Source organism: Sphingobacterium shayense (assembly GCF_013179575.1).
Taxonomy (GTDB): Bacteria; Bacteroidota; Bacteroidia; order Sphingobacteriales; family Sphingobacteriaceae; genus Sphingobacterium; species Sphingobacterium shayense.
The window spans coordinates 1-13,605 of the sequence record NZ_JABMCQ010000110.1; the positions used below are offsets into that span (position 1 = coordinate 1).

The 13,605-nt window shown below is 41.3% G+C and carries 13 protein-coding genes and 1 pseudogene; 13 read left to right on the plus strand and 1 reads right to left on the minus strand.

Features of this window, described 5'->3' with window-relative positions:
• Positions 1 to 204, plus strand: a pseudogene (locus tag HP439_RS12765) (ABC transporter permease); the annotation flags it as partial.
• Between the two features lie 53 nt (positions 205 to 257).
• On the opposite strand, the gene HP439_RS12770 reads toward HP439_RS12765, so the two are convergent.
• A complete protein-coding gene (locus tag HP439_RS12770; protein ID WP_172390726.1) occupies positions 258 to 1,283 on the minus strand; it encodes an alpha/beta hydrolase fold domain-containing protein in 1,026 nt (341 codons plus the stop codon).
• 103 nt (positions 1,284 to 1,386) lie between these two features.
• On the opposite strand from HP439_RS12770, the gene HP439_RS12775 reads away from it, so the two are divergent.
• The 12 genes from HP439_RS12775 to HP439_RS12835 all read left to right on the plus strand — a co-directional run.
• Positions 1,387 to 2,475, plus strand: a complete 1,089-nt coding sequence (locus HP439_RS12775) for a Gfo/Idh/MocA family protein (protein ID WP_172390727.1) — start codon at positions 1,387 to 1,389, stop codon at positions 2,473 to 2,475.
• 154 nt (positions 2,476 to 2,629) lie between these two features.
• A complete protein-coding gene (locus tag HP439_RS12780; RefSeq protein ID WP_172390728.1) occupies positions 2,630 to 3,967 on the plus strand; it encodes a sigma 54-interacting transcriptional regulator in 1,338 nt (445 codons plus the stop codon).
• Between the two features lie 680 nt (positions 3,968 to 4,647).
• A complete protein-coding gene (locus HP439_RS12790; protein WP_172390729.1) occupies positions 4,648 to 4,860 on the plus strand; it encodes a hypothetical protein in 213 nt (70 codons plus the stop codon).
• A gap of 36 nt (positions 4,861 to 4,896) precedes the next feature.
• Positions 4,897 to 5,256 carry a DUF7674 family protein gene (locus HP439_RS12795; RefSeq protein ID WP_172390730.1) on the plus strand — a complete coding sequence of 120 codons (360 nt, stop codon included), beginning with the start codon at positions 4,897 to 4,899 and terminating at the stop codon, positions 5,254 to 5,256.
• 130 nt (positions 5,257 to 5,386) lie between these two features.
• Positions 5,387 to 5,770 carry a DUF7674 family protein gene (locus tag HP439_RS12800; RefSeq protein WP_172390731.1) on the plus strand — a complete coding sequence of 128 codons (384 nt, stop codon included), beginning with the start codon at positions 5,387 to 5,389 and terminating at the stop codon, positions 5,768 to 5,770.
• Positions 5,767 to 5,844, plus strand: coding sequence for a K(+)-transporting ATPase subunit F (gene kdpF, locus HP439_RS19770; RefSeq protein WP_172390738.1), 78 nt, complete (start codon positions 5,767 to 5,769; stop codon positions 5,842 to 5,844). Before HP439_RS12800 ends, kdpF begins: the two co-directional genes overlap by 4 nt.
• A gap of 130 nt (positions 5,845 to 5,974) precedes the next feature.
• Complete coding sequence (gene kdpA, locus HP439_RS12810; protein ID WP_172390732.1) at positions 5,975 to 7,663, plus strand: potassium-transporting ATPase subunit KdpA; 1,689 nt, start codon at positions 5,975 to 5,977, stop codon at positions 7,661 to 7,663.
• A gap of 21 nt (positions 7,664 to 7,684) precedes the next feature.
• Positions 7,685 to 9,694 (plus strand): potassium-transporting ATPase subunit KdpB, encoded by a 2,010-nt coding sequence (gene kdpB, locus HP439_RS12815; RefSeq protein ID WP_172390733.1) that lies wholly within the window; start codon positions 7,685 to 7,687, stop codon positions 9,692 to 9,694.
• Between the two features lie 79 nt (positions 9,695 to 9,773).
• Positions 9,774 to 10,337 carry a K(+)-transporting ATPase subunit C gene (locus HP439_RS12820; protein WP_172390734.1) on the plus strand — a complete coding sequence of 188 codons (564 nt, stop codon included), beginning with the start codon at positions 9,774 to 9,776 and terminating at the stop codon, positions 10,335 to 10,337.
• Positions 10,338 to 10,541: 204 nt separating this feature from the next.
• Entirely contained in the window at positions 10,542 to 11,624 is a 1,083-nt protein-coding gene (locus HP439_RS12825; protein WP_172390735.1) for a porin, read from the plus strand.
• 75 nt (positions 11,625 to 11,699) lie between these two features.
• Positions 11,700 to 12,821 carry a sensor protein KdpD gene (locus tag HP439_RS12830; RefSeq protein WP_172390736.1) on the plus strand — a complete coding sequence of 374 codons (1,122 nt, stop codon included), beginning with the start codon at positions 11,700 to 11,702 and terminating at the stop codon, positions 12,819 to 12,821.
• Position 12,822: 1 nt separating this feature from the next.
• Positions 12,823 to 13,605: HAMP domain-containing protein (locus HP439_RS12835; RefSeq protein ID WP_172390737.1), on the plus strand; the 783-nt coding region annotated here is incomplete at its 3' end.

The following is a 13,605-nucleotide window of genomic DNA, read 5'->3' on the forward strand; positions in this document are numbered from 1 at the left end:
TTTTGGGTACAGTGGATTGCCAATGTGGTTCCCTCGACGCATTTCCTGCGTATCTTTAGGTTGATGTTTATCCAGCATGCGGACACCTATCACACCTATAAGCCGCTAATCGCAATGACCGTTATTGCGATGGTTTGTTTTCTTGCAGCAAGCATGGTGATCGCCTTTAAAAATAAAAGGGCTAAGTCAGAGCGTTCAGCTTAATTGTTCTTGCTTGACCCAGAGTGGGCTAGCTTTATCATTCAAACGGCTCTTCGTCACTGTTCTTGACCGGCTTTGAGATATTTGTCTAGGAAGGTTACCGTTTTCTCTAAACAGTCCTGAGCTTGGGCAGTTTGGTAATTAAATTGGTATTCGTGATTGACTTGCTCGCTGCTATCTTCGTAGAACAGGGCCTCACTATTAACGGACAACTCTTTTAATCGATTGTGGAACATAATCCCCTGATCGGCAAAAGAAAAAGTGTTTCCATCCGTAATGAAACTTGCCGGGAATTCAGCGGTAAGGTGATCCACCAGGGAAGCCTGCAGCAGTTCCTTTGAGGTTTTCCAGTCTTTTTTCCCAAGCCATGCCCAGCTCACAGTCCCGACGAAAAATTTCATGAAACGGCTTTCTAGTTTTACATCTTTCATTTGTTTTAAATTCAGCGGGCTACAGTAGCTGATAAAACACTTTACGGAATCCTTAATTGGCTGCCTCTCGATATCAAGAGCTTTCGCATAGTCACGATTGGTTTGTACGAGTGTATATTGACCGGCAATTTGGCCACCGGCCGAATCGCCTCCAAATGCGATTGCTGAAAGATTGAACATAGGATAATTCGCCTGCCTGCCGAGTATGAATTCTATCGCCTGTCCTGTTTGTAACACTTGTCCAGGATAATGCAAATCCGGTGATTTTTCGTAGTCGATTAAGATCACCGCTATTTGCGCTTTTTCGGCAAGATAGGTCGCGAATTCACGCAGTCCTACGTTGTCGCCACCAACAAACCCACCTCCGTGGAGCCAAAAAAGTACAGGTAAATGCGTCTTCCCAGTTGGGAAGTATATATCTAGGGTATTATCGGCATGTACGGACGGATATCTTATGTTATTTATAGCCGTGACCTTGTCCCTTACCTCCGCGTAGCCTATACTGTCTTGGATCGTCTGATTACCCTTAAATAGTTGTTTTATGACCCACGTAGAGGGTTTGGGACTACTATTGAAAAGGCAAAGGAGTAACGCTATTATTAATAGCATAATGCCGAGTATCCAAGAGGTAAACTTTAATACTGTTTTCACGCGCGTATTTTTAGTTTAGTTTGCTGAAAAGTGAAGTAAAACCGAATATAGTGAATTAGTCTTGAAGAAAATAGCTATTTTAACGCTAACAAAAAATCGCGCTATGAAATCTATCTTCTTAACATGTCTTTTTATATTATTTGTTTCCTCAACGTTTTCTCAGACACCTTTAAAGGTTGCTGTGGCCGGATTAAGTCATGGACATGTCGACTGGATATTTAATAGGAAGGACCAAAAGGATATCGAACTGGTAGGCATTTATGAGACCGATCCTCAGTTGGTGGAGCGGTATGCACAGCGATATAATATTGATAAGGGACGTTTCTTTTCTAATCTAGAGGAAATGTTGGATACCTTAAAACCCGACGCGGTATCCGCGTTTGGCGCAATCAGTGAGCACATTACGGTCGTACGAGCATGTGCCCCACGCAATATCCATGTGATGGTCGAGAAACCCTTAGCAACGACGTCCGCTGATGCGAGAGAAATTCAAGCGTTAGCAGGTAAACACAAGACCCACGTTTTAACAAATTTTGAAACCTCTTGGTATCAAAGCAATCAACAAATTAAAACGATGCTGGCAACGGGTCAATTGGGCGAAATAAGAAAGGTAGTCGTCAACGATGGCCATCAAGGCCCAAAAGAGATTGGCGTTAGCGACGAATTTTTTAAAATTCTTACCGATCCAATGAAGAACGGCGCGGGTGCACTGATAGATTTTGGATGTTATGGTGCGAATTTAATGACGTGGTTAATGGATGGTATGCGTCCTATATCGGTAACGGCTGTTACACAGCAAAATAAACCGCAGATCTACAAAGAGGTTGACGATGAAGCGACTATTATTCTGCAGTATCCTAAAGCACAGTGTATCATTCAAGCTTCTTGGAACTGGCCATTCTCGAGAAAAGATATGGAAGTTTATGGCACCGCTGGATATGCGATTGCCGCTGATGCGACTACTCTTCGCCAACGGGTGAGAGAGGATCAGGGGGAAGAAACATTAAAATTGAGTCCGCGTCCGGCGCCCTTTAACGACCCATTTTCGGTATTGTCTGCTGTTGTCAACGGAGGGTTAGTCTTGGAAGAAAATGACCTGTATGGATTACCCGTTAACGTGGTTACGGTCGAGATACTTGAAGCTGCTATAGAATCAGCCCAAAGTAAGAAGACGGTAACATTACAGCTGTAGTTTGACACGGCGCTTGGCTCGGCGTATTGCCTCAGAGAATGTTTTTAAATAGAGTGAGCAATGACAACCAGGGGCGATTTATCCGGGACCGTTAAAATACCGACAGAAAGTTTCCTAATAATTGTAGATTTGTGTTTTATAACTTAGCGCAACAGTGATTAAAGTACTTATAATAGACGACGAGGAAAAGTTAAGAAACCTACTTTCAAAAATCATTGGATTTGAAGGATTCGAGGTTTTTCAGGCGTCGACTATCAAGTCGGGCTTGCAGCGGTTAGAATCAGAGGAGATAGCCGTCATCATATGCGACGTTAAGCTCCCGGATGGTAGCGGTGTGGAAACAGCGAAAATAATCAAAGAGAAATATCCTGCTGTTGAAGTTATTCTTTTGACTGCCTTTGGGAATATTCCGGACGGTGTCCAAGCAATTAAAAATGGAGCATTTGACTATATTACCAAGGGAGATGATAACAATAAGATCATTCCTTTATTGTACAAGGCAAGTGAAAAAGTTACTTTAAATAAAAGAGTTTTACAGTTAACAAAACAGTTGGGTGAAAAACACTCATTCGATAAAATAATTGGTAAATCTAAGCCCATTCTTAAAGCAATCGAGCTTGCACAGAAGGTGGCTAACACCGATGCGACCGTTTTATTAACGGGCGAAACCGGGACAGGTAAAGAAGTTTTTGCGCAGGCAATACATCAAAATAGTCAAAGGGCTCATCAAAATTTTGTAGCGATCAACTGTTCAGCATTCAGTAAGGATCTTTTAGAGAACGAATTGTTTGGCCACAAAGCGGGCGCCTTTACTGGCGCTGCGAAAGACCAGAAGGGGCTTTTTGAAGAGGCCCATAATGGCACCATTTTTTTAGATGAAATCGGAGAGATGGCGCTGGATTTACAAGCGAAAATCTTGCGGGTATTGGAAACCGGGGAATTGCTCCGAGTAGGGGATTCCAAGCAAATTAAGGTTAATGTACGGATTATTGCCGCTACTAACCGTAATCTGGAAGAAGAAATTGAAAAAGAGCATTTCCGTAGTGATCTGTTCTACCGCCTTTCGGTATTTGGAATTCATCTGCCTGCTTTACGAGAACGACCTAAAGACATTAAGCTATTGACCGAGTATTATGTGGGAATATTTGCGCTGAAATCAAATAGGAAATCCTTGCAGCCAACAGAAGAATATTTTGCTGCTTTGGAAAACAATGCCTGGAAGGGCAATATCCGTGAATTAAAAAATGTTATTGAACGAAGTGTCATTCTTGCGGATACAGATACGTTGGATTTGGATACTTTACCGACAGAGTTTCAATATAAAAATACGGGATCACAAGTCCTCTCGGCGTTTTCTATGGCCAGTGCGGAAAAACTGCATATTCAAAAAATTCTCAATCATACTGGTGGTAATAAAGCTGAAACTGCCCGACTATTGGAGATAGGAGTAGCGACACTCTATAGAAAAATTGAGGAGTACAAAATCAAATAAACCGTCATTCTATTTTTGCCCTTGTGAGTTAAAGCACGAGTCTACTTACCCTATCCGGCATTCAACTCATAAGCCATTCTTATCTAAACATTTTGGAAAGAACATACTTTCTGGTCAGATGGATACTTGGTTTGCTCTATTGATGAGGTGTCTCCTGAGACCATCCGTGGGTACCTACTCTGGTCACGGGTAGTCGCTTACATCCCACAGGCTAAAGACATCTGGGTTTTACGCTCCGTTTTATAAACCACTAATCCGCTCAGCAGCAATGTCATCTATGCTCTGTGCTTTTTTAATAATTTCTCACCGTCCAAATTTTCGATTTGAAACTTATAGCAGATAAAAGGTTTTATTAGCCTGTCATCGTTTCAGATTGCAATTGAAATAGACACAGCTGTTTGTTGGAATGTCCGAGTTTGCATAAGATATGCTACGCTTTATCGATATTAATGCGACGCCCGGTATGTCCACTCCTCCATGCTATTTCATCCTTTAAGTTTAGCGATCACTAAACAGACTATTGTTAGTCTATCATTTTGATAACGACCTTATCAAAATGATAGTGTTTTTTATGTTCAGAACGTTACGGAAAACACATATATATCTTATATTTAAGTATTTATGATGTTGTTTTTTTCGCTGGAATGGATTTTGGCTTGTAGCTATCAAAGAATCGAAAAATGAGAAAAAGGAACATCAAATCGAAGCAACTAGGAGAACTACTCCCGTCTCAGGTAATACCCGGTGCGTACCCATTTTGGCTCCCAGCGCGTTCGGCGACTGTTTCTGAAACTTTCGTCGAGCATTTAGGCAAAGTAACCTTAAAATTTTATAGAAATGATAACAATAATTTTAGTCATGGCGGGCGTAGCCTGTTTCGGTCTATTCATTAAGTCAATTGAGTTCTTTGAGAAAATCTGATACTAAAAATGAAAACGAAAATTATCAATACAATACGCCAATGGTCTCCGGAGATTGTCGGATTAATTCCCGACCTAGATAGTCTGGATAACTCAATTGCAGATTACCTTCTGCTACATAAGCTAGCAGAGGCTTGTGCACAAAAAATCAGTTCCGGTCTGGAAAGCGAACTGGAAGATGTAGAGAAAATAACGAAAGTAGTCAACCTGCTTTATCAAGAGGGTAATCAATATACCCGCAACGCTATTGAGAATGAATTTCTAACAACACTCTCGGCAGAGGAGAGTCCCGGAAGTCTACGAAAACATCTTGCGCTTTTTCCTAATGAGTTACGAAAAGAGTATATCAAAACGATATTGGATAATTAAATGACAAAGAATCCGCTCGAGAAAGAAGCAACGCTCTACCAGGTAAAAGTGAGCGGGATTGACCCCTTCTTTTTTGCCTCTTCACGGTTGTCCATATAATATATTTCTAGGAATAAATGCGAATAAGAAAATGAATAATATAAATGAAAATGCAGCCAGTTTTTACTTGGCGTATCACTACGGCGAAATTAAGGAGGAAATAAGCAAATTATCGGATCATAAAAATTTTGCTGGAATATTTCAAGCGATCGTAAATCATATTAATCTTCTACTTTCCAAAGGACAAATTGAGAAAATAGGAACGAAAATTAAATTTATCGGATGGCTGTACAAAAGAGGTAACGTTTATGTAAAGGAAATTATTGAGAACCTTTTTGTACGCTCATTCGCGGGAATGAAAAGACGTTGCACAGCTGAGCAATGGATTTATATCTATCAGCTCATTCCGAGCAACCTGAAGAGTATCTATGAACTTCAAAACAACAATTATCTAACATACAAAGTACGTCTATGACAATATTATTAATAGTAGCAGCGGGTGTTTTTGCATACATGTGTTACGTGTTACTTAAACCGGAAAAATTTTAAGTCATTTTAAGTATCAAAAAGATTCAAGACGACTATCTGCGCAGTGGCACAGGGGTATTTTGATATTGCCGGTTGTATAGGGATGCTTAAGCATATTGATAGCGTTTAAAAACCAAATTAAAAAAAGAAAATGAATACAGAAATTTTAGGAATAATTGTGATGTTTACCCTATCGATATTGCTTGCAATACCATTGGGAAAATATATTGCAAAAGTGTATGCTGGCGAAAAAACGCTACTCGATCCAGTATTGAATCCAATAGAAAGGATATTTTTCAAAATCGGTGGCATCAAACCGCAGTCAGAAATGAACTGGAAGGAACAGATGGTAGCATTAGTTACGATTAATTTGATCTGGTTTCTCCTAGGAATGCTCATCCTGATGACTCAGGGAAGCCTTCCGCTAAACCCAGATAGAAATCCAGACATGCCAGCCGATCTCGCGTTTAATACGGTGATCTCGTTCGTCGTGAACTGTAATTTGCAGCACTATTCGGGAGAATCAGGACTAAGTTATCTCGGGCAATATTGGCTGATGTTTTTACAGTTTGTAAGTGCTGGTACTGGAATGGCTGCAGCGGTGTTAGTGTTTAAGGCATTCAAAGATAAATCGGCGACAACTTTGGGTAATTTTTACAGCTATTTTGTAAAATCCTGTACACGGATCTTATTGCCAATTTCATTTATTGTTGCGATTATCCTCACTTTCCAAGGTACTCCGATGACTTTTGAGGGGAAAGATGCTATAACGACTTTACAAGGTGATTCGGTAGAAGTCTCCAGAGGTCCTGTTGCAGCATTTGTCGCAATCAAACATGTAGGAACCAATGGCGGAGGTTTCTTTGGTGTAAACTCTGCTCATCCGCTGGAGAACCCCTCTTATCTATCCAATATGGTCGAGATGATTGCGCAGCTGATTGTGCCTATGGCGATGGTGTTTGCTTTTGGCTACTTTATCAATAGAAAAAAGCTCTCATGGATGATATTTGGCGTAATGACAATAGGTTTTTTGATCCTTGCGCTTCCAAATGTCAATATGGAGATGAAGGGAAATCCGGCTATTGCTGCCATGGGCATCGATAATTCATTAGGGGCGATGGAGGGAAAAGAAATACGATTAGGCGCTCCGGCGTCGGGATTTTGGAGTATTGTAACCACTGTGATTTCTACGGGCTCAGTCAACTCTATGCACGACAGTTCGATGCCATTATCGGGCATGAATGAACTGCTCGCAATGATGGTAAACGCCTTTTATGGAGGAGTTGGTGCAGGGATATTGAACTTTTTTATTTTTATCATATTAGCGGTTTTTATCAGCGGTTTGATGGTCGGTCGAACGCCTGAATTTCTTGGTAAAAAAGTAGAAGCCCGAGAAATGAAGATAGCGATGATAATTGCCCTTTTGCATCCATTCCTGATACTCGTTGGGACTGCGTTGGCAGCTGCATCACCACAGCATACAATGGCTTCATTAAATAATCCCGGATTCCACGGTCTGAGCGAAATGTTATATGAATTTACTTCATCGTCGGCAAATAATGGTAGCGGTTTCGAGGGGTTGGGAGATAATACTTTTTGGTGGAACATCAGTACGGGATTTGTCCTTATACTCTCTCGCTTCCTGCCGATTATCGGTCCGGTAGCTATAGCCGGATTGTTAGCTGAAAAGAAGTTTATTCCAGCAGGAGACGGAACGTTAAAGACTGACACAGCCACGTTCGGACTGATGGTATTTGCTGTTATTGCGATCGTCGCAGCGCTAGCATTTTTCCCAGTATTGGTTTTAGGCCCTATTGCGGAGTATTTTTCACTTTATTAAAACCGTTTAAAGAAATTAAAAATGAACAATAATACATCACTGTTCCAAAAAGATATGGTTCAGCAAGCACTGACACAATCTTTTGTGAAACTACACCCTAAATCGATGTTCCTTAATCCGGTCATGTTTACTGTCTGGATAGGAACCTTGGTCATGCTGATCGTCAGTGTATTGACCCTGTTGGGAGCCGAAGGCCAAGGAAGTTTTGGATATAATTTCATAGTATTTATCGTCTTGTTGCTCACTTTATTGTTCGCCAACTTCGCCGAGGCTATTGCCGAGGCTAGAGGAAAGGCACAGGCGGACAGTCTGCGGAAAACCAGAGAGGAAACGCCGGCGAGACTAAAAACGGGTAAAACGGTATCATCAGCACAATTGCAAAAAGGAGATATTTTCATCTGTGAAGCCGGTGACACCATCCCTTCCGATGGGGAGATTATAGAAGGTCTGGCGACCATTGATGAAAGTGCCATTACCGGCGAGTCCGCACCGGTAATCCGGGAGGCAGGTGGCGATAAAAGTTCGGTAACTGGCGGAACAAAAGTGTTATCAGATAAGATCGTCGTTCAAGTAACCACGCAGCCAGGGGAAAGCTTTCTAGATAAAATGATTGCTTTAGTAGAAGGTGCTGCCCGACAAAAGACGCCTAATGAAATAGCCTTGACCATACTACTAGCGGGCTTTACTTTGGTATTCATCATAGTTTGTGTGACGTTAAAACCGCTTGCGGATTATGCGAACGTGGGTATTACCATCGCTTCCTTTATTTCATTGTTCGTGTGCCTGATACCGACAACGATCGGAGGTTTATTATCCGCTATTGGTATTGCGGGTATGGATAGAGCGTTACGAGCAAATGTAATTACAAAAAGTGGCAAAGCCGTTGAAACTGCAGGAGACGTCGATGTGCTTTTGCTGGACAAAACCGGAACCATAACAATAGGAAACCGAAAGGCAACCCATTTTTATCCTGCCAACGGTATCGATGAAAAAAGGTTGATTAAAGCAGCTGTACTAAGTTCGATGGCTGACGAAACCCCGGAAGGTAAATCCATCATTGAATTGGCCGCGATTGATCCATTGAGCTATCACGTAAAAAATCCTACGTTCGTCAAATTTACGGCAGAAACTCGTAGTTCGGGTATTGACTATGAAAATACACGTATCCGAAAAGGTGCAACTGATTCGATTAGAGACCTGATCGTACAGGCAGGAAACGCATTTCCAAAAGAAATAGAGGAACAAGCAAACTCGATTTCCAAAAATGGCGGAACCCCACTAGTGGTGTCAGAGAATGAACATTCCTTAGGCGTAATAGAGTTGCAAGATATCATCAAACCCGGTATTCAGGAACGTTTTCAACGTCTTCGGAAGATGGGAATAAAAACGGTAATGGTGACAGGTGACAATCCGCTAACGGCTAAATTTATTGCAGAGAAAGCCGGTGTAGACGATTTTATTGCCGAAGCTAAGCCCGAAGATAAAATGAATTATATCAAAAAAGAGCAATCCGAGGGCCGGTTAGTGGCGATGATGGGAGATGGAACAAACGATGCACCGGCATTGGCACAGGCCGACGTGGGCGTTGCGATGAACAGTGGGACACAAGCAGCAAAAGAGGCTGGTAACATGGTAGACCTGGATAATGATCCTACTAAATTGATTGAAGTGGTTGAAATTGGCAAACAATTACTGATGACCCGCGGTACATTAACAACCTTTAGTATTGCTAACGACGTAGCTAAATATTTTGCTATTATTCCAGCGCTTTTTATCAGCGCGATACCAGTTTTGCAGGGATTGAACATCATGAACCTTCACAGCCCGGAGAGTGCCATCCTATCGGCAGTAATTTTTAATGCGATCATTATTCCGGTGTTGATTCCGTTAGCCTTAAAAGGGGTTGCTTACAAAGCTATCGGGGCAAGTGCCTTGCTCCGCAGGAACCTACTAATCTTTGGCCTTGGCGGAGTATTGGTGCCTTTCGCTGGGATTAAATTAATAGATATGATAATATCGGTCTTCTTTTAACCATTTAAAACAACAAGGGTGATGAATGCAGTGAAAGAGAAATCTTTTAATGTTTCAACGCTGTAAAAAATAAATTATAATGAAAAAACATATTTTGCCCGCTATCAAACTAACGTTCGTGATGATATTTTTCTTCACCGTTATTTACCCGCTCGCCGTTTGGGGTATCGCACAGCTTGCTCCAAATTCCGGCAAAGGGGAACTCGTTGAGCACAACGGTAGAAAGTATTACGCTAATATCGGTCAAACTTTTACCCAAGACGGATACTTTTGGTCTAGACCCTCAGCTGTTGATTACGATGCCTCGGGTTCGGGAGGGAGTAACAAAGGACCTTCCAATCAGGAATACCTCGCAGAAGTTCAGGCCCGTATAGATACCTTTTTGTTACGTAATCCTCAGGTTGATAAATCGGAAATCCCCGTCGATCTGCTTACCGAAAGCGGTAGTGGTCTGGATCCCAATTTTTCAGTTCAAGCCGCAAAAGTACAGGTACAACGAATTGCGCAAACAAGAGGGATCAGCGAAGATCGATTGAATCAGTTAATAGAGAGCCATACGGAAACCCCTTTATGGGGAATATTCGGCCCAGAAAAAATCAATGTACTGAAATTAAACATCGAGCTGGATAAACTAAGTGAGTAACACTCACAAACATTCATGCCTTCCGATTTCGTTGAGCACAATTTATCTGTTTGATTCTTTAGTGATTACATAGATTAAAGTCCGCGCGGTGTAATGGTAGACAAGGATGTTGGCAGAGAAAGTATTATTTAATAACCAAAGAGGGAAGAGTGACTCAGTTCCTCCCACACGCTTATGACGATGTGGGTTCTTATAGTCAATTTTATGAAAAAAATAATTATGTTTTCAGTTGCTCTACTGGGAGCAGTTGGGAGTCTACATGCTCAGAATACAGAAGAAAGGATGTTGACCATCGGTGGGTATGCAGAAGTCTACTATCAGCACGATTTCAATAACCCGACGTCGAATACTAGACCTGGATTTGTATACAGCCATAATCGTAATAACGAGGTAAGTGTAAATCTAGGAATGATAAAAGCTGCATATGAAACCGAAAAAGTTCGCGTTAATCTCGGTTTAGGTGTAGGATCCTATATGAATACCAATTACGCTGCAGAAGAGGGTGTGTTGAAGAATATTTACGAAGCGAATCTAGGAGTGAAGCTTTCAAGAACAAGTGACCTATGGCTAGACGTTGGCATTCTGCCGTCTCACATTGGATTCGAAAGCGCAATTGGAGCCGATTGCTTTACGTTGACTAGGAGTATGATGGCGGACAACTCTCCTTATTTTGAAACTGGCGCTAGATTGTCTTATGGTACCGATAACGGAAAATGGAATATAGCGTTGTTGATCTTGAACGGTTGGCAACGTATTCAACGCGTGGAAGGTAACAGCACGCCTGCTTTTGGACATCAGTTAACTTACCGTCCGTCGGAAAAAGTCACATTGAACAGCAGTTCATTCATTGGCAACGACTTTCCAGACGATAAGCGTAAAATGCGTTATTTTCACAACTTGTACGGGCAGTTTGAGTTAAGTCGTCAGTTTTCGTTGATCGCTGGACTGGATATAGGTGCACAGCAGAAAGAAAAGTCTAGTAGCGACTATGATACTTGGTATACTTCCGTATTGATTGCAAAATATAGCCCAATACAAAAGTTAAGCGTTGCAGCAAGAGCGGAGTACTACAATGACATAAATGGTGTAATTGTCGCATCGGGAACCGAAAATGGTTTTCGCACGTTTGGCGCTTCCCTTAATGTAGACTATCGAGTCTTACCCAACCTAGTCTGGCGTACAGAAGTTAAAACCTTAAACAGCAAAGATGCCGTTTTCTTAGATCGAGATGACATGATGAAAAAAGGAAATCCTGTGGCGATAACCTCATTGGCAGTACATTTTTAGTACTTTTAAATATACCATTTCAGGTAATAACCCATCTAGGAAGAATATAGTAAATTTATAGCCGAAAGCAACTGTATGGACGAAAGAAAAAGTGCTGAACATTTTTTGGACCTCATCCAAAAATCCCGACGAGGGAAATTTAAGCTCTATATTGGGATGAGCGCTGGCGTGGGGAAAACGTACCGAATGATGCAGGAAGCCCATACGCTTTTGCGAAATGGTATCGATGTGAAAGTCGGATATGTCGAAACACATAACCGGACCGAAACACATGCACTACTCGACGGCTTGCCTATTATACCAAGGCGTAAACTTTTTTATAAAGGGAAAGAACTAGAAGAACTGGACCTGCAGGCCGTTATTAATCTCCGTCCGGAAGTCGTCATTGTTGACGAGCTGGCGCATACGAACATCGAGGGTAGTAAAAACACAAAGCGTTGGCAGGATATTATTGATATATTGGATGCCGGCATCAATGTCATCAGCGCAGTTAATATCCAGCATATTGAAAGTTTGAACGAAGAAGTGCGCCGGATTACTGGTGTCGACGTGCAGGAACGTATTCCTGACAGTATAGTGGCCCAAGCAGATGAAGTGGTTAATATCGATCTGACAGCAGAAGACCTCATCGATCGGCTCAAAGAGGGCAAAATTTATGAAACAGAGAAGATTACCGCAGCGCTCAACAATTTTTTTAAGAGTGAGCATATTTTACAACTACGGGAACTGGCATTGAAAGAGGTCGCTTCCCAAGTACAGCGCAAGGTGGAAACCGAGGTCGTGCTTACACGAAATATCAAAAAAGAACGATTTTTAGCTTGTATTAGCTCCAATGAAAAAACAGCAAAAAATGTCATTCGCAAAACGGCTCGGCTAGCAAACTATTACAATAGCAAATGGTTTGTGATGTATGTACAAACGCCCAAGGAGAGTCCAGAAAAAATAGCGTTAGATAAGCAGCGTTTTCTGATTAACAATTTTAAACTTGCCACCGAATTGGGTGCTGAAATTATAAAAGTGAAAGCAAAAAATACAACTAAAGCCATCATGAAGGAATGTGAGGATCGAAAGATAACGACTGTTTGTATTGGAAAACCGCACATAACCTTGGCTAAAATTATTCTAGCAACGGATACATTTAATGCTTTGTTGAACAAGCTGTCACACGAGAGTATAGATCTCGTAATATTATCATAAAATGAGAATAAAACTAAAATTAACAATCGGAGTAGGGCTGCTGTTCCTATTGATATTTGCTTTGGCTGCTATTAGTGGTTGGTATATAAACCGGTTGAAACAAGATACCAACAACATCCTAGTTGCCAATTACAATACATTACAATATTCCCGAAACATGTTGCTGTCTCTGGAGGACATTTCCTCGGATAGATCTGCTATGGAAACTTTTCAGGAAAATTTGGATTTACAAAAGCGGAATGTGACAGAGGTGGGAGAAATTGAAGCCACAAATCTTATTGTCAAGCATTTTACGCAACTCAGAGAGCAATCGGACGATTCTGCGTTGACTTCCTCCATAAGAAAAGATATCACTGAACTCATGCGCTTGAATATGGAAGCGATTAATAGGAAAAGTGACATTGCCGGTAATACGGCACAAAAAGCCATTGTCGTTATCGCAATCACAGGTACGTTATGCTTTGTTATTGCGTTCATTCTCTTAGTGAACTTACCTTCTAATATTGCTAATCCAATTCGAGAACTTACCGACAGTATCAAAGAAATCGCTAGCCAAAATTATAAAAAGCGCGTACATTTCGAGAGTCATAACGAATTCGGTGATTTAGCAAAATCGTTCAATACAATGGCGGAAAAACTAGAGGAATATTCGGAAAGCAAACTCGACAAAATTCTAAAAGGAAAAAAACGGATAGAGACATTGATCGATAATATGCATGATCCCGTTATTGGAATTGATGAAACGAAAAAGGTACTCTTTGCCAACGAAGAGGCATTAAATATT

Bases quoted from the DNA above. Each gene is read 5' to 3' on its own strand.
- HP439_RS12775 (WP_172390727.1), top strand. From the start codon at position 1,387: ATGAAATCTATCTTCTTAACATGTCTTTTTATATTATTTGTTTCCTCA.
- HP439_RS12790 (WP_172390729.1), top strand. From the start codon at position 4,648: ATGAGAAAAAGGAACATCAAATCGAAGCAACTAGGAGAACTACTCCCG.
- HP439_RS12795 (WP_172390730.1), top strand. From the start codon at position 4,897: ATGAAAACGAAAATTATCAATACAATACGCCAATGGTCTCCGGAGATT.
- HP439_RS12800 (WP_172390731.1), top strand. From the start codon at position 5,387: ATGAATAATATAAATGAAAATGCAGCCAGTTTTTACTTGGCGTATCAC.
- kdpF (WP_172390738.1), top strand. From the start codon at position 5,767: ATGACAATATTATTAATAGTAGCAGCGGGTGTTTTTGCATACATGTGT.
- kdpA (WP_172390732.1), top strand. From the start codon at position 5,975: ATGAATACAGAAATTTTAGGAATAATTGTGATGTTTACCCTATCGATA.
- kdpB (WP_172390733.1), top strand. From the start codon at position 7,685: ATGAACAATAATACATCACTGTTCCAAAAAGATATGGTTCAGCAAGCA.
- HP439_RS12820 (WP_172390734.1), top strand. From the start codon at position 9,774: ATGAAAAAACATATTTTGCCCGCTATCAAACTAACGTTCGTGATGATA.
- HP439_RS12825 (WP_172390735.1), top strand. From the start codon at position 10,542: ATGAAAAAAATAATTATGTTTTCAGTTGCTCTACTGGGAGCAGTTGGG.
- HP439_RS12830 (WP_172390736.1), top strand. From the start codon at position 11,700: ATGGACGAAAGAAAAAGTGCTGAACATTTTTTGGACCTCATCCAAAAA.